The sequence below is a fragment of the Streptomyces sp. NPDC001157 genome (genome assembly GCF_053598255.1).
The window spans coordinates 29,966-49,607 of the sequence record NZ_JBSFJW010000006.1; the positions used below are offsets into that span (position 1 = coordinate 29,966).

18 protein-coding genes and 1 pseudogene are annotated in these 19,642 nt (G+C 72.9%); 11 read left to right on the forward strand and 8 right to left on the reverse strand.

The features are described from left to right. Nucleotides 1–9 precede the first annotated feature (9 nt). From ACWDAG_RS12705 to ACWDAG_RS12720, 4 genes are all read left to right on the forward strand, one after another. Nucleotides 10–867 carry an AAA family ATPase gene (locus ACWDAG_RS12705; protein ID WP_450695606.1) on the forward strand — a complete coding sequence of 286 codons (858 nt, stop codon included), beginning with the start codon at nt 10–12 and terminating at the stop codon, nt 865–867. Nucleotides 868–1,031: 164 nt separating this feature from the next. Beyond that, complete coding sequence (locus ACWDAG_RS12710; protein ID WP_450695607.1) at nt 1,032–2,213, forward strand: vWA domain-containing protein; 1,182 nt, start codon at nt 1,032–1,034, stop codon at nt 2,211–2,213. Next, nucleotides 2,206–3,306 carry an XdhC family protein gene (locus ACWDAG_RS12715; RefSeq protein WP_450695608.1) on the forward strand — a complete coding sequence of 367 codons (1,101 nt, stop codon included), beginning with the start codon at nt 2,206–2,208 and terminating at the stop codon, nt 3,304–3,306. The genes ACWDAG_RS12710 and ACWDAG_RS12715 overlap by 8 nt, the downstream gene beginning before the upstream one ends. A gap of 18 nt (nt 3,307–3,324) precedes the next feature. Then, nucleotides 3,325–3,933: an SRPBCC family protein gene (locus ACWDAG_RS12720; protein WP_450695609.1), complete on the forward strand. Its 609-nt coding sequence runs from the start codon at nt 3,325–3,327 to the stop codon at nt 3,931–3,933. Between the two features lie 6 nt (nt 3,934–3,939). Here the strand turns inward: ACWDAG_RS12720 and ACWDAG_RS12725 are convergent, their stop codons facing one another. Together ACWDAG_RS12725 and ACWDAG_RS12730 are read right to left on the reverse strand one after the other, a co-directional pair. Next, nucleotides 3,940–4,719 carry a phosphotransferase gene (locus ACWDAG_RS12725; RefSeq protein ID WP_450695610.1) on the reverse strand — a complete coding sequence of 260 codons (780 nt, stop codon included), beginning with the start codon at nt 4,717–4,719 and terminating at the stop codon, nt 3,940–3,942. 100 nt (nt 4,720–4,819) lie between these two features. Then, entirely contained in the window at nt 4,820–5,320 is a 501-nt protein-coding gene (locus ACWDAG_RS12730) for a metallophosphoesterase family protein (RefSeq protein WP_450695611.1), read from the reverse strand. Between the two features lie 380 nt (nt 5,321–5,700). On the opposite strand from ACWDAG_RS12730, the gene ACWDAG_RS12735 reads away from it, so the two are divergent. The 4 genes from ACWDAG_RS12735 (at nt 5,701) to ACWDAG_RS12750 (ending at nt 10,212) form a co-directional block, all read left to right on the forward strand. After that, the gene (locus ACWDAG_RS12735; protein ID WP_450695612.1) at nt 5,701–6,162 is read left to right on the forward strand and encodes a MarR family winged helix-turn-helix transcriptional regulator; all 462 of its coding nucleotides are present in this window, start codon (nt 5,701–5,703) and stop codon (nt 6,160–6,162) included. Continuing rightward, nucleotides 6,159–7,568 (forward strand): MFS transporter, encoded by a 1,410-nt coding sequence (locus ACWDAG_RS12740; protein WP_450695613.1) that lies wholly within the window; start codon nt 6,159–6,161, stop codon nt 7,566–7,568. Before ACWDAG_RS12735 ends, ACWDAG_RS12740 begins: the two co-directional genes overlap by 4 nt. A 3-nt stretch (nt 7,569–7,571) precedes the next feature. Beyond that, entirely contained in the window at nt 7,572–8,156 is a 585-nt protein-coding gene (locus tag ACWDAG_RS12745) for a hydrolase (protein ID WP_450695614.1), read from the forward strand. 121 nt (nt 8,157–8,277) lie between these two features. Beyond that, complete coding sequence (locus ACWDAG_RS12750) at nt 8,278–10,212, forward strand: glycosyltransferase family 2 protein (protein ID WP_450695615.1); 1,935 nt, start codon at nt 8,278–8,280, stop codon at nt 10,210–10,212. Nucleotides 10,213–10,480: 268 nt separating this feature from the next. Here ACWDAG_RS12750 and ACWDAG_RS12755 read toward each other — a convergent pair whose 3' ends face one another. The 5 genes and pseudogenes from ACWDAG_RS12755 to ACWDAG_RS12775 all read right to left on the reverse strand — a co-directional run bounded on the left by ACWDAG_RS12755 (nt 10,481) and on the right by ACWDAG_RS12775 (nt 13,586). Continuing rightward, on the reverse strand, nt 10,481–11,284 hold the full coding sequence (locus tag ACWDAG_RS12755) for a class I SAM-dependent methyltransferase (RefSeq protein ID WP_450695616.1): 804 nt from the start codon (nt 11,282–11,284) through the stop codon (nt 10,481–10,483). Next, nucleotides 11,281–11,802 (reverse strand): SDR family oxidoreductase, encoded by a 522-nt coding sequence (locus ACWDAG_RS12760; RefSeq protein WP_450695617.1) that lies wholly within the window; start codon nt 11,800–11,802, stop codon nt 11,281–11,283. Before ACWDAG_RS12760 ends, ACWDAG_RS12755 begins: the two co-directional genes overlap by 4 nt. A gap of 212 nt (nt 11,803–12,014) precedes the next feature. Next, nucleotides 12,015–12,245, reverse strand: a pseudogene (locus tag ACWDAG_RS12765) (glucose-1-phosphate thymidylyltransferase); the annotation flags it as partial. Nucleotides 12,246–12,316: 71 nt separating this feature from the next. Beyond that, nucleotides 12,317–12,484: a hypothetical protein gene (locus ACWDAG_RS12770; RefSeq protein ID WP_450695618.1), complete on the reverse strand. Its 168-nt coding sequence runs from the start codon at nt 12,482–12,484 to the stop codon at nt 12,317–12,319. 133 nt (nt 12,485–12,617) lie between these two features. After that, nucleotides 12,618–13,586, reverse strand: coding sequence for an alpha/beta hydrolase (locus ACWDAG_RS12775; RefSeq protein ID WP_450695619.1), 969 nt, complete (start codon nt 13,584–13,586; stop codon nt 12,618–12,620). 174 nt (nt 13,587–13,760) lie between these two features. Between ACWDAG_RS12775 and ACWDAG_RS12780 the strand changes: the two genes are divergently transcribed. Then, nucleotides 13,761–14,213: a MarR family winged helix-turn-helix transcriptional regulator gene (locus tag ACWDAG_RS12780; RefSeq protein WP_450695620.1), complete on the forward strand. Its 453-nt coding sequence runs from the start codon at nt 13,761–13,763 to the stop codon at nt 14,211–14,213. On the opposite strand, the gene ACWDAG_RS12785 is transcribed toward ACWDAG_RS12780, so the two are convergent. After that, nucleotides 14,203–16,680: a SpoIIE family protein phosphatase gene (locus ACWDAG_RS12785; protein WP_450695621.1), complete on the reverse strand. Its 2,478-nt coding sequence runs from the start codon at nt 16,678–16,680 to the stop codon at nt 14,203–14,205. The two genes, ACWDAG_RS12780 and ACWDAG_RS12785, sit on opposite strands and share 11 nt — an antisense overlap. 166 nt (nt 16,681–16,846) lie before the next feature. Here ACWDAG_RS12785 and lanKC point away from each other — a divergent pair, with 166 nt between their 5' ends. Together lanKC and ACWDAG_RS12795 are read left to right on the forward strand one after the other, a co-directional pair. Continuing rightward, on the forward strand, nt 16,847–19,414 hold the full coding sequence (gene lanKC, locus ACWDAG_RS12790; RefSeq protein ID WP_450695622.1) for a class III lanthionine synthetase LanKC: 2,568 nt from the start codon (nt 16,847–16,849) through the stop codon (nt 19,412–19,414). 74 nt (nt 19,415–19,488) lie between these two features. Then, nucleotides 19,489–19,605 (forward strand): SapB/AmfS family lanthipeptide, encoded by a 117-nt coding sequence (locus ACWDAG_RS12795; protein WP_030937754.1) that lies wholly within the window; start codon nt 19,489–19,491, stop codon nt 19,603–19,605. Nucleotides 19,606–19,642 lie beyond the last annotated feature (37 nt).

Here is a 19,642-nt window from a genome sequence, read left to right on the forward strand (position 1 = left end):
CCGGAGCAGGTGCGGGCCCGCCTGGAGGAGACGGGGTACCTCGTCGACGACGGGCTGGCGACCGCCTGCTTCCTGGCCCTGCGGCTGCACCGGCCGATCTTCTGCGAGGGCGACGCGGGCGTCGGCAAGACGGCGCTCGCGTCCGCGCTGGCCGAGGCGCTGGACGCGCCGCTGATCCGGTTGCAGTGCCACGAGGGCATCGATGCCTCGCAGGCGCTGTACGACTGGGACTTCCCGCGTCAGCTGCTGCATCTGCGGGCCGCCGAGGCGGCCGGTGTCAGGGACGCAGACCGCCTGGAGGGCGAGCTGTACGCCCGTCGCTTCCTGGTCGCCCGGCCGCTGCTCAAGGCGCTGGAGACGCAGCCGTCGGTGCTGCTGGTGGACGAGATCGACCGTGCCGACGACGAGTTCGAGGCGTTCCTGCTGGAGCTGCTGTCGGAGTTCTCGGTGACGATCCCGGAGCTGGGCACGCTGCGGGCGGAGGTGCCGCCCGTGGTGGTGCTGACCTCCAACCGCACCCGCGAGGTGCACGACGCGCTGAAGCGGCGCTGCCTGTACCACTGGTTCGACCACCCGGGCTTCGCCCGCGAACTGGCCATCGTACGGCGGCGGTTGCCCGGTGTCTCGGCTCGGCTGGCGGAGCAGGTGACCGCACTGGTGCAGGCACTGCGGTCGCAGGACCTGCTGAAGCCGCCGGGCGTCGCCGAGACGATCGACTGGGCCCAGGCCCTGGACGCCCTGGGGGCCAGCGAGGTGGACGCCGAGCTGGCCGTGGCGACCCTGGGCTCGGTCCTGAAGTACCGGGAGGACACGGAACGGGCACGCGGACTCGATCTGGCGGCGGTCCTCGCGGCTCGGGGGGCGTGAGCGCAGTGGGCAGCGGTGTGGGGTGGGCGGAGAGCGGGGGACGGGGACAGACCGACGGACACCGGCCACGGGATCAGCACGCAGGGAGGCGCACCCGCGGCGCTGAGGTGCGGGGCCCACACGCGGATACGCCGGGGCGGGAAGGCGGAAGTGCCCACGGGGGCGTGTCGCCCGGCGGCCCGGTTGATCCACTGGCATGGCCCGCCGCGGGCGCCCGTGCCGACGCCGCCCTCCTCGGCTTCGCCCGCGCCCTGCGCGCGGCCGGGGTCGACGCCAGTGCCGAGCGAGTGCACGCCTTTTTGCAGGCGGTGGACGAGCTGCAAGCCGGGATACGGGCGGACGTGTACTGGGCGGGGCGGCTGACGCTGTGCGGCGGGCGGGACGACCTGGAGCGCTACGAGCGCGTGTTCGCCGCCTACTTCGGCGGCGCCGCGCCCGCCGGGCGGACGGTGACCGTGCCTCCCCCGCCCCGGCTGCGGCTGGTCGCACAGGAGGCTCCGGTGCCCCGTACGGCCACTCGCCGCGAGGAGCAGCCGTCGCCGCCCGCAGCGGCGCTCGCCAGTTCCTCGGAGGTCCTGCGGCACCGCGACGTCGCCGGGCTGGACTCCGCCGAGCGTGAGCAACTGCGCCGGTTGCTGGCCGCGTTCGCGCTGCCCGGTGAGGTGCGGCGGACCGCGCGGCGGCGGCCGGCGCGGCGCGGTGAGGTCGATCCGCACCGGACGGTGCGGGAGTTGCTGCGGCGCGGCGGGGAACCGGCCCGGCTGCGGCGGCACACCCGGGCGGACCGGCCGCGGCGGGTGGTCCTGCTCGTGGACGTCAGCGGTTCGATGGCGCCGTACGCCGACGCGCTGCTGCGGTTCGCGCATGCGGCCGCCCGTGGGAGCCGGACGGAGGTGTTCACCATCGGCACCCGGCTGACCCGGGTCACCCGCGAACTGTCGCACCGCGACCCGGACCTGGCGATGGCCGCGCTCGCGGCGGCGGTGCCCGACTGGCGCGGCGGCACCCGGCTCGGGGAGTTGCTGCGCGAGTTCCTGGACCGCTGGGGGCAGCGGGGCATGGCGCGCGGGGCGGTCGTGGTGGTGCTGTCCGACGGGTGGGAGCGGGGCGATCCGGAGCTGCTCGGCGCCCAGATGCGCCGACTGCAGCGGCTGGCGCACCGGGTGATCTGGGCCAATCCGCGCAAGGCACGACCCGGCTACGCACCTCTGGCCGCGGGCATGGCGGCGGCGCTGCCGAGCGTGGACGCGTTCGTCGAGGGGCACAGCCTGGCCGCGCTGGAGCGCCTGGCGGCGGTGGTGCGCGGAGCCGAGGCGGCGCCCGTGGAAGGAGCGGATCGTGCGTGAGATTCTCCCGACGCTGAGCGAGTGGTACGCGGCCCGGGCCCCGTTCGGACTTGCGACCGTGGTCGCCGTGAGCCGCAGCGCACCCCGTGATCCCGGTGCGGCCATGGCGGTGGGGCCCGGCGACGAAGTCGTGGGAAGCGTGTCCGGGGGCTGCGTCGAGGGCGCCGTGTTCGAGCTCGCCCAGGAGGTCGTCGAGAACGGAGAGGCGCGCCTGGAGACCTTCGGCTACAGCGACGAGGACGCGTTCGCGGTCGGGCTCACCTGCGGCGGCGAGATCACGCTGCTGGTGCGGCCCGTCACGCAGGACACCGACCCGGGGTTCGCCGCGGTTGCGCAGTCCGTGGCCGAGGGACGCCCGGTGACCCTGGCGACGGTGACGGACGGGCCGGCGACGATCGGGGCCACCCTCGCCGTCTGGCCGGACGAGGTGTCCGGCACGCTGGGTGCGACCGGCCTGGACGTCGCCGTCACCGCCGACGCGCGCGGCGAACTCGCCCTGGGCGCCACCGGGTTGCGGCACTACGGCCCGCACGGCGAGCGCCGCGAGGACGCGGTGACCGTCTTCCTGCACTCCTTCGCCCCGCCGCCGCGCATGCTGGTCTTCGGCGCCATCGACTACGCGGCCGCCGTCGCCCGCATCGGCAGCTTCCTCGGCTACCGGGTGACCGTGTGCGACGCCCGCCCGGTCTTCGCCACGGCCAAGCGGTTCCCGGACGCCGTCGAGGTGATCGTCGACTGGCCGCACCGCTACCTGCGGGGCACCGACACCGACGAACGCACGGTGATCTGCGTCCTCACCCACGACCCGAAGTTCGACGTGCCGCTCCTGGAGGAGGCGCTGCGCCGGCCGGCCGCCTACATCGGGGCGATGGGCAGCCGCCGCACCCACGACGACCGCATGAAACGCCTGCTCGACGCCGGGCTCACCCAGAGCGAACTGTCCCGGCTGCGCTCCCCCGTCGGCCTCGACCTCGGCGCCCGCACGCCGGAGGAGGTCGCCGTGTCCGTCGCCGCCGAGATCGTCGCACTGCGCTGGCGCGGCAGCGGCGCCCCGCTGACGGCCACCGGAGGGGCCATCCATCCGTCGCCGTAACGCCCGTTGGAGGAAGTCATGGAGCTGCACCACGAGTTCACCGTGCCGGTCCCGGTCGACGACGCCTGGCAGACGCTCCTCGACATCGAACGGGTCGCCCCGTGCATGCCCGGGGCGACGGTCGAGGAGTACGACGGGAAGACCGTCACCGGCTCGGTGAAGGTCAGGGTGGGCCCGATCACCGTGACGTACAAGGGAACGGCCGTCTTCGAGGAGCAGGACGAGACGGCGCACCGCATGGTGCTGATCGCCGGCGGCCGGGAGACCCGCGGCCAGGGCACCGCCCGCGCCACGGTGACCGGCACTCTGACCGAGCGCGAGGGCGGTACGGCGGTGTCGGTGCGGACCGATCTGACGGTGACCGGGCGTCCGGCGCAGTTCGGGCGCGGTGTGATGGCGGAGGTGGGCGACCGGCTCGTCGGCCAGTTCGCCCAGTGCCTGTCGGAGCGGATCGTCGAGCCTGTCGCCGCGGTGGAGGAGGCGGAGGAACTGCCTGCGGAGACCGAGCCTCTTGACCTGCTCCGCACGGCCGGGGTGCCGGTGGCCAAACGCGCGGCGGTGGCGGTGGCGGCGGCCGTCCTGGTGGCGGTGGCGGCCGCGCGGTGGCGGCGCAGGCGTCGGGGCTGATCCGCCTCAGGCTCCGTTGCTCCGGTAGTCCGCGAGGATCGCCTCCTGGTGCTTCAGCGCTGCCGTGATCCGGGCCGGATGGTCCCGGAAGAAGGGGTCGTCGGGGACCGGGAGCGATCCCGCGAGGGCCCAGCCGCGCCCCCGCGCCCAGGTCGCGCCGTCGGCTCCGACCGCCTCGCGGACGACGTCCCGGGCCCGTGCGGGCAGGAACTTCCAGGCGGGCACCAGGTCCACGGCGGGGTCCGCCACGGCCGGCGTGCCGAAGTCGATGACGGCGCTCAGCCGCCCGCTTCGGGCCAGGAGGTTGCCCGTGTCCAGGTCGCCGTGGATCCACATCGGCGGCTTTTCCCAGGCCGGGGCTGCGAGAGCCGCCTCCCACACCTGCGTCACCGCGTCGACGTCGACGAGGCCCGCCTTCTTCAGCGCCTCGAGCTTGGGCCGGACGCGGGCCTCTGCGGCGATGGAGTCACGTGCGTCGCTCAGCGGTACACCGCGGAAGGCGTTGCTCTGCTCGGGACCGGGACCGCCGGTGGGGTCCACGGCCTGCAGGGCGGTGATGAATTCGGCGAGGTCGAGGGCGGCTCCGACCGGGTCGGCCAGGGCCTCGGCGGTCGCCGTCTCGCCGACCAGCCACCGGTGGACGGACCACGGCCAGGGGTAGCCCTCGCGGGCTCGCGTTTCGCCGGCGGCTCGGAGACGGCGAGCGGTAGGTACGGGGCCAGGCAGGGCAGCCAGCGGTGCTCGCGCTCCACCTGGCCGACCCAGTGGGCGTAGCGCGGCAGACACACGGACAGCTCACAGGAGGGGCTGACAACGCTGCCGTTGCCGGATGCGCAGGTGCGGCCGCCGCTGGCGGGTGCCCCGCCCACTGCCGCGAAACCGGTGGCTACCTCGGAGGCAGGCGGTGCAGCAGTACGTCCGTGAGGAGGCCGTCGGTCACGGAGGCGGTCATGTAGGTGCAGTGGGGCTGGCGGCGCCGGTCGGTCGGGGAGCCGGGGTTGAGCAGGCGCAGGCCGCCGGGGGCGGTCGTGTCCCAGGGGATGTGGCTGTGCCCGAAGACCAGCACGTCGAGGTCGGGGAACCGGGCGGCACAGCGCGCCTCCCGGCCCTGCGCCGGGCCCGTCTCGTGCACGACTGCGAAGCGCAGCCCGCCGATCTCGGCATACGCCACCTCGGGCAGCCGGGCACGCAGCGCCGGCCCGTCGTTGTTGCCGTACACGCCGACGAGCCTGCGGCAGCGGGCCTCCAGCAGGTCGAGGGTGGCCGTGTCGACCCAGTCCCCGGCATGGAACACGACGTCGGCGCGCGGGAGTTCGGCCAGGAGCGGCTCCGGCAGCTCCTTGGCGCGTTTGGGGAGGTGGGTGTCGGTCGTCAGCAGAAGGCGCACGCGGTCAGCGTAGACAGGGACGCCGGTGCCGCGCGGTGAGCGGTCCACCGCTCAGGGTTTGCGGCCGCCGCCGCACCACATGGGCAGGCCTGTGCCGGGCCGTCCCCCGGGCCGGGTGCCAGTCGGGGATTTCGACGACGCCCGGTGCGGGGTGTCGCGCCGGCGCCGTCGGCGGCCCGTTCGTTGTACACGCGCATCGACGCGGCGACCGCCCCGGCGCCGACGAGCAGCGCCCGGGCATGTGCCAGCACGGACCGGGTCCTTGTCGACGTACCACGCGAGCACCGAGGTCGAGGCGCTGGGCCGCCTCACACCGATCCACAGACAAAACTGTTCAGTTAAAACTGGACAGTTTCACCTTACGGTTTTATGGTCGGGGCATGGATGCACAGACCACCGGCCCTTCCGAGGGCATCGGCGACTCCGCCGCCCGTGCGGCGCGCGATCTGCGGGTGGTGTTCAGCCGGCTGCGGCGGCGTATCAGGGAGGTCGCGGAGGACGACGAGCTCACGCCGCCGCAGGTCTCCGCGCTCACTCTGGTGGCCAAGCACGGGGCCGCCACGGCCAGCGCCCTGGCCGTGGCGGAGGGTGTGCGGCCGCAGTCGATGGCGACCACGCTCGCCGCGCTGGACCGACAGGGGCTGATCCGGCGCAGTCCCGACCCCGACGACGGCCGCCGCCAGCTCGTCACCCTGACCGACGCGGGCCGTCTGCGGGTCGAGGGTGACCGGCAGGCGCGTGAGGAATGGCTGGCCCGAGCGCTGCAGGACCGTTACACCGAGGAGGAACGGCGGACGGTTCTCAAGGGGCTGGCGCTGCTGGAACGGCTCACGCAGCCGTGATACCCCGGCTGTCCGGCATCGGGGGCGGCGCGCGGACCGCCCGCCCGTCCCCCACCGAGTTCGACCGACGGCTGATCGCGCCGATGCTGTTCGGTTCGGTGCTCAACCCGATCAACTCCTCGATGATCGCGGTGGCGTTGGTGCCGATCGGCGTCGCCTTCGGTGCACCGCCGGCCGAGACGGTGTGGCTGGTCTCTGCGCTGTATCTGGCCACCGCGGTGGGGCAGCCGGTCGTCGGGCGGCTCGTGGACATGTACGGGCCGCGTCGCGTGTATCTGATCGGTACGGGTGTGGTGGGTATCGCCGGGCTCCTCGGCGCGCTCGCTCCGTCGCTCGGTGCGCTGATCGGCGCGCGTGTGCTGCTCGGTTTCGGGACGTCGGCGGCGTATCCGGCGGCCATGCAGCTGACGCGGAGCGAGGCCGAGCGCACGGGCCGGGACAGCCCTGCGGGCGTGCTGGCCGCGCTCGCCATGGCCAACCAGGTCGTGGCCGTGATCGGTCCCGCCCTCGGCGGACTGCTGATCGGTTTCGGCGGCTGGCGGGCCGTCTTCACCGTCAACGTGCCGCTGTCCGTGGTCTGTCTGCTCCTGGGAATGCGCCGTCTGCCGAGGACGGCCGCGCGGCCCACGGGCCGGGCAGGAGGCGTCGACCTGCCCGGCATGGCGTTGTTCGCGGTCATGCTGGTCTCGCTGATGGTCTTCCTGACGGGCCTGCGGCTCGACCGGTGGTATCTGCCGGCCCTGTCCGCCGTGGCCGCTGCGGGTTTCGCGGTGCGGGAGCTGCGGGTGCCCAACCCGTTCGTCGACCTGCGCGTCCTCGGCGGCAACGCCCCGCTGATCGTCACGTATGTACGCCAGTTGCTCGGCTACACGACCTCGTACGCCTTCATGTACGGCTTCACCCAGTGGCTGGAGGAGGGGCGCGGACTGCACGCCGCGACCGCGGGACTCGTGCTGCTGTCGCTGTCGGCCACCGCGCTCGCTGTCTCCGCCGTCACCGGTCGCCGCGAGGCCGTACGGACCAAGCTCGTCGTCGGCAGCCTCCTGCAGCTGGCCGGCTGCGCCACGCTGCTGCTGGTCGGCCCCGGCACCCCGATGTGGGCGCTGCTCCTCGTCGGAGCGGTGATGGGCGTGCCTCAGGGCCTCCTCGGACTCGCCATCCAGAACGCCCTGTACCGCCAGGCCGAGCCGGCGCGCACCGCCTCGGCAGCCGGGCTGCTGCGCACCTTCGGCTATCTCGGCGCGCTCGCCGCGTCCGCCGCCGACGCGGCGTTCTTCCCGCACCGCGCCGACACCTCCGGAATGCACGAGCTGGCCCTGTTCATGCTCGCCGGGTCGACTCTGCTCCTGACGTCCACGCTCCCCGACCGTTCACTCGACACCCTCGTACCACGACGAAAGGCCTGATCCATGACCCTCACCGCCCTCGACCCGCGCACCGCCCTGGTGGTGATCGACCTCCAGGCCGGCATCGTCGCCGCGCCCGTCCAGCCGCACACCGGCGCGGACGTCGTCACCCGTACGGTAGAACTCGCCGACGCCTTCCGCGCTCGCGGTCTGCCCGTGGTCCTGGTCCGGGTCTCCTTCGCAGCCGACGGGGCGGACACGGTTCCCGGCCGCACCGAGGCCTCCCGGCCGGGCGGCGCCTTCCCGGAGGGCTGGGACGTCGTGGTCGCCGAACTGGCCGGTCATCCCGGCGACATCACCGTCACCAAGCGCAACTGGGGTGCCTTCCACGGCACCGGTCTCGATGTCCAGCTGCGCCGCCGCGGTGTCACGCAGGTCGTACTGACGGGCATCGCCACCAGCATCGGCGTGGAGTCCACCGCCCGCGCGGCGTACGAGCACGGCTACCACGTCACCCTCGTCACCGACGCCATGAGCGACCTGGACCCCGAGGCCCACCGGGGCAGCGTCGAGCGGATCTTCCCGCGGCTGGGCGAGACGGGCACCACGGCCGACGTCCTGGAGCTGCTGACGAAGACGCACGGCTGATCCGGCCCGCGGAAACGATCTCAGGGCAGGCGCGGAGTGGGGCGCCGCTCCCGTCGGCGATAGCATCTGGCCACCCGTACCCACACTTTCGGCGAGCGACCCGAGGGGGCTCGGAAGCCCGATGCCGGTCAAGGTCAGCGTCATCGTCCCCGTCTACAACCCGGGACCCTACATCGAGGACTGCATCACCTCGTTGTTGAAGCAGTCACTGCCACCCGACGAGTACGAAGTGATCTTCGTCGACGACGGCTCCACCGACCAGACCCCGGCCCGGCTCGATGCGCTCGCCGCCGAGGAGCCCCGGGTCCGGGTGATCCACCAGGAGAACTCCGGCTGGTCGGGCAAGCCCCGAAACGTCGGCATCGCCGCCTCCCGGGGCGAGTACGTCATGTTCGTCGACAACGACGACCACCTCGGCGACGAGGCCCTGGAGCGGATGTACGGCTACGGCGTGGCCAACGGCGCCGACGTCGTCGTCGGCAAGATGGCCGGTCAGGGCCGCGGGGTGCCGGTGGAGCTGTTCCGCCGCAACCGGCCGCGGGCCAGTGTGCGGGATGCCCCGCTCATCGACAGCCTCACCCCGCACAAGATGTTCCGCCGGGCCTTCCTCGACGAGATCGGCCTGCGCTTCCCCGAGGGCAGACGGCGCCTGGAGGACCACGTCTTCGTGACGGAGGCGTATCTGCGCGCGGCCAATGTGTCGGTCATCGGCGACTACGTCTGCTACTACCACGTCCGGCGCGACGACTCCTCCAACGCGGGCTTCCAACAGTTCGACCCGGTCGGGTACTTCAAGAACCTGCGGGAGGCGCTGGACGTCGTCGAGCAGTACACCGAGCCGGGTGAGGTGCGCGACAGCCTGCACCGCCGCTGGCTGCGGGTGGAGATGGTGGAGCGGCTGCGCGGCAGGCGTTTCCTCACCCAGCCGGACGACTACCGGCGCAAGCAGTTCGAGGAGATCCGCCAGGTCGTCGCCGAGCGCTTCGGCCCCGGGGTCGCCGCCGGGATGCAGCCGACGCAGCAGGTCGTGGCCGCGCTCGTCGCCGCCGACCGGTACGACGACGTGGTGGCGTTCGCCGAGTGGGAGCGGGGGCTCGGCCTCGCTGCCCGGCCCGGGACCGTCGAGTGGCAGGGCGGCAGGCTGCGCTTCGACGTCATCGCCGAGCTCACGGCGGGCGGTACGCCGCTGACGTTCCCCGGCGGCGGGGTCCGCACCCCGCTGGACGGTCCGCCGAAGGACCTCGACGAGGCGGTCGCCTGGGTGGGTACCGACACCGTCGCGCGGTTCGGGCGGGCCACCGTGGACCTGCTGGTGCGCGAGCGCTCCAGCGCCGCCCAGTACTTCCAGCCGGTCGAGGTCACCCGGGAGATCGTGCCGGTCGAGGACAGCGGGCAGGTGCGACTGGTGCTGCGGGCGGCGGCCACCGTCGATCCGGCCGGCGCGGTGGACGGCGCGCCGCTGCGCGCGGGGCTGTGGGACACGTACGCCCGCGTCAGGCTGGGCGGCTGGAGCCAGACGTCCCGGGTGGGCCCGGGCCCGCGCAAGGCCCGTGCCGCCACGTCCGCTGCGGTCGTGGGCGGGCGGGTGGTCCTGCCGTACTGGACGGACCAGCACGGCAATTTCTCCCTGGACGTCGACCGTGCCAACCAGCGCCTCGGCCTCGGCCGGCTCGACCTCGACGCCGTGAGCGTCTCCGGGAACCGGTTGCGCGTGCCCCTGCCGCTGCACGTCCCGGCCGAGACGGCGGTACTGCTGCGGCTGACCTCACCCGAGAGGTCGGTGGACGTGCCCGGCACGCTGTCCCCGGCCGGGGACGGGGCCGTGCTGGAGGCCGCCCCGACCGTCGCCGACCTCAGCGGCGCGACCTGGCGGACCGCCCTGTGCGCGGCCCCCGACGCCGCCGAGCCGCGCTTCCTCCCGCTGCCGCTCGCCCTGCGCGCGGACCCGAACTCGATCACGGTGGTCCGGACTCCCAGGCCCTCGGCCGTGCGGCGGCTCGCCCGCAGGGCACGGCGTGCGCTCGCCGCGGTCCTCAGACGGCGCACGGCGGCATAGCGGGCGCTGAGGCGCTGGGCCGAAGATCTTCCCCGCCGAGCAGGGCAGCTTCCACGTACATCACCTGCTTACGTGGCGCGGTGGGCGGCGCGCCGCGGCAAGGACACCCGGACCCGGATCCGGGCATCGTCCGGCCCGAGGGCATCCCTTCGGTGCCGTCGCCGCAGGACGCGCAGGCGCCGTCGTCGTCGGAGGCCCGGCGGACCGGGGCTCCTGCCGTCGTACGACGCCTGCGCCACCCGTTACGAAACGTTGCACGGCCGCCCGTTCAGCGGCTGACCGCCAGGCTCTCCAGGGCCGAGCGCAGCGGTTCCCAGCCGCGGGAGCGGCTGAGACCGCGGTTGCGTGCGCGGGCCAGGGGGCGCCAGAAGTCGGCCTCCAGCAGGGTCTCGGGCGTGACCGCCTTCACCCGCTCCAGGACCGACTCGGGCACCTTCTGCGGGTCGGGCACCTGGAACTCGGCGATGATCTCGTCGTACTTGTCCTTCAGCACGGTGTTCTTGTGGTCGGCACCGAAGACGATCAGCTGGCCGGTGGGCTGGGTGTCGACGAGGACGGTCACGAGATCGGGCCGGTAGCGGTTCAGAATCTCGATGATCTTGTAGACGTCGCCGGTCCAGGCGTCGGTGTGCCGGTCGCGGGCCGCCTCGTCGATGCTGCGCGGCAGCATGTCGTCGAGGACGATCACGCTCGACCAGTCCGAGTGCTTCTCGACGTTGATGAAGTCCCGCAGCGCGTACTCGAACAGGTGCATGCCGTCAATGAACGAGAGGTCGAGCGTGGTGCGCCGCCAGTAGCCGATCGGGCTGCGGCCCCGGCGCAGGTTGCGCACGGGGTGGCGCCCGCCCTTGAGGTGACCGAGGGGGTTTTCGCGGGCGAAGAAGTCGTCACTGGTGGCCTTCACCAGGTGGACGTCGCACCGGATCTCCGTGACCACCTTGAACGCGGGGTCGACCGCGATGCTGGGGACGCGGGACAGCGTGAGACTGCGGCCGTCGTTGACTCCGATCTCCAGGTAGTTGCGGTTCGCGGTGGCCTTGTGCAGACCCCGCAGGAATTCATGGCGTTTCACGAAGAAGACTCCTTGCGGATCAGGGGAAATGCTTCGTGCAGGGCGGATCGCCGGTCGCGCAGCGACGGCAGACCCAGCTCCTGCCAACGACCGTGGGCGAGGGCACCGTACGCGGAGCGGGGCGCGGGACGCGGGAAGGCCCCGCAGCCCACGGGCCGCACTCGGTCGGGGTCCGCGCCGAGGCCGGCGAAGACCTCTCGGGCCGATTCACACCAGGAGGCCTCGCCGCAGCCGGCGGCATGGAAGACACCGCTCGCACCCCGGACCGGATGCGGGCCGAGGTCGACGAGGCGTGCGGCGACGTCCGCGCTCCACGTGGGCTGCCCGCGCTGGTCGTCGACGACGCCGAGGGTGTCATGGCGGGACTCCAGGTCGATCATCGTGCGGACGAAACTACGCCCGTAAACGCCGTGGAGCCAAGCGGTTCGCACGATTGCGCTCGATGTGGGAAGCTCCTCGGCCGCCGCACACCCCCGGCGACTTCGGTGCGGCCGTAGGCGGTGCGCGGACGCTGGCATGATCCTCGGGATGTGGGGTAGGAGCGTCGCCCGCGAAGACGCAGTCGGTGGACATGCGGATCAGACGGGCGCCGTTCCTCGCCGGTCTCGGCCTCGTCGACGGCTGTGCACGCGTCACAGTTGACGACCAGGGCGGGGCGCTGGTGTGCCGACTCCCCCTCGACGGCGGCCTGTCGGAGTTCGGCGTCACGAAATGCTGGGGGCCGGAGTCAGTCGCGCAGCACGATCGAGAACTCCAGCTTCGCTGTCGGCGATCCGGCAGTTCTCCGCGACGGAGGTGAAGGGACGCACCAAGGAGTCCTCGACGACGGGGCCGGCGCCGATCACGACGGGGCCGACGATGCGCGAGTTCACGACGCGCGCACCCCCTCCACGACCACGCGCCCGATCATCTCGGAGCCCTCGTCCGCCTCACCGTCGATGCGGCGGTCGAGGACCTCCACTGCTTCACCATGGTCGCGATCCCCCGGGAGGGGATCGCGACGATGAGCCGGTGCGGGTGGACGGCCGGTGGTCAGTCCTCGCCTCGCACGATGTTGCCCTCCGGGCCGGGTTCGTCCGTTCGGGTGGTGCCCTGTTCGAGCACCGCCGGAATGCAGGTGCGTACGACGCCCTTGCCCCGCAGCCGCCGGGCCCTCGCCCAACCGGTCTCCGGTCGACGGATCGCAAGCTTGTCAGTCATGTGCGGCGTCACGACGGTTCATCTTCCTTCTGCTTCAGTGCCCGCCGATCGGGTCCCCTTCAGCGGCCCGGTCAAACGCCGTACCCGGCCTGCGGGCGCCGGAACGCGCCGCGCGCCGCCCCCAGTTCGAGGCTCAGGCGGTGCCCAGCGCCGCGCGAAGGGTGCTGATCGCCTGGCTGATGGCGGCCCGAGCGGCGTGCGTCTCGCGCAGGGCGTCGAGCATCACGAAGTCGTGGATGATGCCCTGGTACCGGACCGCGGTGACCGCGACGCCCGCCTCGCGCAGCTTGTTCGCGTAGGCCTCGCCCTCGTCGCGCAGGACGTCGGCCTCACCGGTGATGACGAGGGCGGGCGGCAGCCCGGTGAGCTGTTCGGTGGAGGCCCGCAGCGGGGACGCGGTGATCTGGGCGCGCTCCGCCTCGTCCGTCGTGTACTGGTCCCAGAACCACTGCATGGCGTCCCGGCGCAGGAAGTACCCCTCGGCGAACTGGTGGTAGGACGGCGTGTCGAAGCTCGCGTCGGTCACGGGGTAGAACAGCACCTGGGCCGCCAGCGGAACGTCGCCGCGCTGCTTGGCCATCAGGGTGAGGGCAGCGGTCATGTTGCCGCCGACGGAGTCGCCGGCCACCGCGACGCGGGTGCCGTCCAGGCCCTTGGCGGCGCCCTGCTCGACGACCCATTTCGCCACCGCGTAGTTCTGCTCGACGGCGACCGGATAGCGGGCCTCGGGCGAGAGGTCGTACTCGGGGAAGACGACCGCGGCGCCGGTGCCGACGGCGAGTTCGCGCACCAGCCGGTCGTGGGTGTGGGCGTTGCCGAAGACCCAGCCCGCGCCGTGGATGTAGACGATCACCGGGAGGGCGCCGGTGACCCCGGCGGGGCGGACGATGCGGGCGCGGACCTGTCCGGTGGGGCCACCGGGCACGGCGATCCACTCCTCGTCGACCGCGGGCTTCTCGATGTCGCCGGACTGCACCTCGTCGACGGCCTTGCGGCCCTCGGCCGGGCCGAGGTCGAACAGGTAGGGCGGGTTGGCGGTGGCCTCGGCGAAGGTCTGGGCGGCGGGTTCGAGGACGGGGCGGGGTGCGGTGGTGCCGGTCATGGCGGCCTCCTCGGATCGGGTGCCGCGGAGTGCGGCACACCCATGGAGAGTAGCGCGCGATTAAGTCGTGCACAATCAATATGTGCAGTATTTATTTGTGATCGATGCAATCGAACGGACCCGAACGATAGGCTGGTGACGGTCGTGAACAGGACAGCAACCGGGAGCCACACCGTGAGCCCAGCCGCAGCGGAACCCAGCGAGGGGTCGCTACTCCTCGACGACCAGCTCTGCTTCGCCCTGTACGCCGCCTCCCGCGCCGTCACCGCGCGCTACCGCCCGCTGCTGGACGAACTCGGCCTGACCTACCCGCAGTACCTGGTCATGCTGGTGCTCTGGGAGCAGGATTCGATCTCCGTACGTGACCTGGGGGCCGCGCTCCAACTGGAGTCCAGCACGCTGTCCCCGCTGCTCAAGCGGCTGGAGGCGAACGGCCTGCTGCGCCGGGAACGCCGCGTCGAGGACGAGCGGTCGGTCGCCCTTCGCCTCACCGAGGCCGGCGTCCGGCTCCGGGAAAGGGCGGCCCGGGTGCCCCTCGCCATCGGCGACGCCATGGGCCTGACCCCCGAGCAGGACGCCCTGGCCAAACAGCTCCTCCGCCTGATCACGGCCAACGTCACGGACTGAGCACGAGCTCCGCCCACACCTGCTTGCCGCCGCTGACCGGCACGGTCCCCCAGGCCTCCGACATGGCCTCCACCAGGAGGATGCCGCGCCCGCCGGTGGCCTCCCAGCCGATACTGGTCGGCTTCACGGGGGTGCGCGGCGAGGCGTCGGCGACCGAGACACGCAGCCGGTCGTCGAGCAGGGTGAGGTCGAGGCGGACCTGGCCGTCGGTGTGCACCAGGGCGTTGGTGACGAGTTCGGAGACGATCAGGAGTACGGCATCCATGTCGTCGCGGGTCACGCCCCAGGCCCGGAGGGTGCGACGGGTGAAGCGACGGGTGTGGCCGACGGCCTCGGGCACGCGCCAGACCGTCCAGCTCTCGCGCAGCGGACGCAGCGCCATGCCGTCGTAGCGCAGCAGGAGCAGGGCGACGTCGTCGCTGCGCCGGGCGTTGCCGAGGAGGGCGTCGGCGACCAGGTCGAGGTGGCCGGGGTCGGTGCCGGACAGTTCCCGGGCCAGCCGCTCCATGCCGTCGTCGATGTCGGCCTCGGCGGACTCGACGAGGCCGTCCGTGGTGAGCGCGAGGACCGTGCCGGGTTGCAGCCGCAGCGCGCTCATGGGGAAGTCGGCCTGGGCGACGACGCCGAGCGGTGGCCCGCCGTCGGACTCGGGCACCTCGGTGCTGCCGTCCGGGTGGCGCAGCACCGGCGGCAGATGGCCCGCGCGGACGTACCAGGCGGAGCCCTCCTCCATGTCCACGTCGACGTAGCAGCAGGTCGCGAAGAGGTCGGTCTCCATGTCCGTCAGGAGCCGGTTGGCGTGGGAGACGACGACGTCCGGCGGGTGGCCCTCCACGGCGTAGGCGCGCAGCGCGGTGCGCATCTGGCCCATGAGGGTGGCGGCGCTCGCGTTGTGGCCCTGGACGTCGCCGATGACGAGGGCGACATGGTTGTCGGGCAGCGGGATCACGTCGTACCAGTCGCCGCCGACCTCCAGGCCCGCCGTGGTGGGCAGGTAGCGGGCGACGGCGACCGCGCCGGGCAGCTTGGGCAGGCGGCGCGGCAGCAGCTGGCGCTGGAGCATGCCGACGAGTTCGTGTTCGGCGTCGAAGGCATGGGCGCGCATCAGGGCCTGGCCCGCGAGGCCCGCGGAGGCGGTGAGCAGGGCGCGTTCGTCGGGGCCGAAGTCGTGCGGGGCGTCCCAGCCGATCAGACAGGCGCCGGCCATGCGGCCCGCGGCGGGCAGGGGCAGGACGGCGAGTCCGCCGGGGCCGACGTCGGCGAGGGCGGGTTCCAGGGCGGTGCCGGCGGGCCAGATGCGGGCGCGGCCCTCGCGCAGGGCGGCGGCGAGGGTGGGCATGGCGCGCACGGGCGCGTCGGGCCACTCGGTGCGCCACTCCCGGCGCCACAGCTCGGGCCAGGATTCCGGATCGGCCGGGTCGAGGACCGTGACGACGAGCCGGTCGCCCTCCAGCTCGGCGAGCGCGATCCGGTCGGCCTGCAGCGGCTTGCGCAGGGCGGAGACGACGGCCTGACTGACGTCGCGGACGGTACCGGCAGTGGCGAGCATGGCCGCCAGGCGCTGGACGCGGGCCACGTCGGTGACCTCGGAGCGCAACTTGGAGGCGTCGGCGACCGTGCCGACGAGGGTGGCGGGCCGGCCCTCGCCGCCGGGCAGGAGACGCCCGCGCAGCCGCAGCCACCTGGGCGGGCCGGAGGGCTGCAGCACGCGGAACTCCAACTCGCGGTCGCCGACGGACATGTGGTCGGCCTCGACCACGGACATCAGCGAGGGCAGGTCCTCCGGCACGGTCAGGCCCAGCAGGGTCTCGACCTTGCCGTCGAACGCGGCGCGGGTGACGGCGAACAGCCCCAGGATGTCGTCGCCGACCTCGACCCGGCCGCTGTCCAGGGCGAGGCTGAACGCGTTGGTCGGCAGCTCGCCGCCCTCGGCGGCGCGGGCGGGGGCCGGACAGCCCACGGCGTCGGCGATCAGCTCCAGGCACTTGCGGTCCTCGGTGTCGAAGCCGTCCGGCCGCTCGCTGACGGCCAGCAGACAGCCGCCGTCTCCGTTCCCGCGCGCGGGCAGCACCGCCAGGTGGAAGTCCCGCGGCGGCGTCCGCAGCGCCTCGGCGTTCTCCGCGAGTTCCTCGGGCCCGAGCCACACCGGGCTCCCGGAGCGGTGGCTGTCGGCCACCGGGGAGCTGCCGGAGCGCGGGTAGCTGTCGCGCAGCCCGAACAGCGTCCTCGGCACGCCCGCCGACTCGACCAGGCACAGCAGGTCGCCGTCCTCCTCCGGTGTGTACACACCGGCGAACGCCGCCCCGGCGAAGACCAGCGCCTGCTCCAGGACCCGACGCACCCGCTCGGGTGAGGACGGACCGGACGTGAGCGCTTTCAGGGCACCTTCGGCGCGCGGAGTTCTCGTTCTGCGTGCCTCGGCTCCCTCACTGACCACGTCCGCAATTACAGCGCGTACGGGACGCATGCGCAGCCCCTGTGAGCATTCCGTGGAGCTCATCGGGCGTGCGGACTCGAAACGCGCCGAACATGTCTTAACGCATGCGTATCGCACGGTGTTCTCGTGACAGGCGTGACTGTCCCGGGCCCTTTGACGGCTGGAAGTGTCGGTGCCGGGCCACGGAGGGGGATCCATGGACAAGCGGTACGAGGTGTACGCACTCGCCGACAGACACTTCTACGAGACGCCGGACCGGCTCGCAGCGTCCGGTCAGCAGGCGGCACCGCTCTTCGAGACCGCCCGTCGTGAGGTGCCGGAGGGCTGGGACGCGGCGCGGATCGGCGACTGGCTGACGCTGACGCCGCTCGGCGCGGACGGCAGCGCGCTGCCGGGCCCGGCGCAGGGCTGGAAGATCCATGCCTCGGCCACCCGGGCGAACGCGGAGCGGATCGCGGCGATCGTGTGGGACTACTGCGTGCCGCGCCGGATCCCGTTCAAGTTCGTGCCGGGACCGCATCTGCTGCACCTGCGCAACACCAAGTACGCGGCCCGCGACACCAGCGGCAAGTTCGTCACCGTCTACCCGGCCGACGAGGAGCAGCTCCACCAGGTGCTGCGCGAACTGGGCCGGTTGCTGGAGGGATTCGAGGGGCCGTACATCCTCACCGATCTGCGCTGGCACGACGGGCCGCTCTATGTCCGCTACGGCGCGTTCGCGCGCACCTTCGTGGTCGACGAGCGGGGCTCGCTCGTGCCGGCGGTGCGGGACGGCGCGGGGACGCTGGTGCCGGACCGGAGGGCGCCGTCCTTCCAGGTGCCCGAGTGGGTGACGCTGCCGGCGTTCCTGGAGCCGCATCTGGCGGCCCGCAACACCACGACGGTGGGCGAGTTGCCGTACCGCATCGAGAAGGCGCTGCACTTCTCCAACGGCGGCGGGGTGTACTCGGGCACCGACACGCGAGACGGGCGCAAGGTGGTCCTCAAGGAGGGGCGGCCGCACGCGGGGCTGGCCTCCGACGGCGCGGACGCGATCACCCGGCTGGAGCGCGAGAAGCAGGCGCTGGAGCAGGTGGCGGGCACCGGTGTCGTGCCCGAGGTGCGGGACTGGTTCACACTGGGCGACCACCGGTTCCTGGTGATGGACTTCCTGGAGGGCCGCCCGCTCAACTCCTTCTTCGCCGAACGGCATCCGCTGCTCACCGCGGACCCGGATCCGGAGGCCGTCGCGCGCTACACGGCGTGGGCGGTGCGCATCCACGGGGCGGTGGAGCGTGCGGTGGAGGCGGTGCACGCGCGCGGGATCGTCTTCAACGACCTGCATGTCTTCAACATCATGGTCGCGCCGGACGAGGAGTCGGTGTCCCTGCTCGACTTCGAGGCGGCGGCGCCGGTGACGGAGAACGGCCGCCAAGTCGTCGCCCACCCGGGCTTCTTCGCCCCGCCCGACCGGACGGGCGTCGACGTGGACCGCTATGCGCTGGCCTGCTTGCGGCTCGCCCTGTTCCTGCCCGTGACCACCCTGTTCGTGGTCGACCGGGGCAAGGCGGCGCACCTGGCCAAGGTGATAGCGGAGCAATTCCCGGACGTGCCACGGGAGTTCCTGGACGAAGCGGTTGCGGAGATCACGCGGGACGCCGGCGTGGGCGCCCCGGCGCTGGTACGGCCCGGCGACTGGCCGCACAGCCGTGACTCGATGGTCAAGGCGATCCTCGCCTCGGCCACCCCGGAGCGCGACGACCGGCTCTTCCCGGGCGACATCGCCCAGTTCTCCGACGGCGGCGGACTCGGGCTCGCCCACGGCGCGGCCGGGGTGCTGTACGCACTGGCCGAGACCGGCGCCGAGCGCTACGAGGAGGGCGAACGCTGGCTCCTCGACCGTACGGCCCCGCCACCGCCCGGCACACCGCTCGGCCTGTACGACGGACTCGCGGGCGTCGCGCACGTCCTGGACCGGCTCGGCCACCGGCAGCGGGCCCTCGATCTGGTCGAGGGCATCCTCGCCGAGAAGTGGCAGAACCTCTCCTCCACCCTGCACGGCGGCCTGGCCGGCCTCGGCCTCGTTCTCGGCCAACTGGCAAGCGCCACGGGCGAGTCGGAGCTGCGCGAGCGGGCCGCCGAGGCCGCGGAGATCGTCGTACGACGCCTTGCCGAGCCGCGCCCCGACAAGCCCCGGCAGCGGGCCGGGCTGTTGCGCGGGGCGAGCGGACCGGCGCTGTTCCTGCTACGGCAGTACGAGTGGACCGGTGACGCGGGGCTGCTGGAAGCGGCCGGAGTGGCGCTTCGCCGGGACCTGGACTGCTGTGTCGTCCAGAAGAGCGGCGGTGGCCTGGAGGTCGACGAGGGCTGGCGGACCCTGCCCTACCTCGGTGACGGCAGCGCGGGCCTCGGCATGGTCCTGGACGACTATCTCGCGCACGCCACCGACGCGGAGTTCGACAAGGCGCGCTCGGGCATCCTGACCGCCGCCACCTCCCGCTTCTACGCACAGCCCGGCCTCTTCCAGGGCCGCGCCGGGATGATCCTGCACCTCGGCCGCACCACTCAGCCTGGCGCGACGGACCGTCACCTGGCCGAGCAGATCGCCGCGCTCGGCTGGTACGCGATGGCGTACGAGGGCCAACTCGCCTTCCCCGGACACCAGATGATGCGGCTTTCCATGGACCTCGCCACCGGAACGGCAGGGTGTCTGCTCGCGCTCGCGGCGGCCACCGGTGACAGCGCCCACCTGCCGTTCCTCCCGCCGCTGCGGCGGCCCCTATGACGCGGCTCCGCGACCTGACGGAGTCGTGACCCAACCCCGTCCCCACGGGTGACACACAGATGGAAGGACACGAAATGGCACTGCTCGACCTGCAGACGATGGAATCCGACGAGCACACCGGCGGTGGCGGCGCCAGCACGGCGAGCCTGCTCTCCTGCATCAGCGCGGCGAGCGTTCTGCTCTGTCTCTGACAGCACGGTGCACCCACGGCTCCGGGCGGTCCGCTCC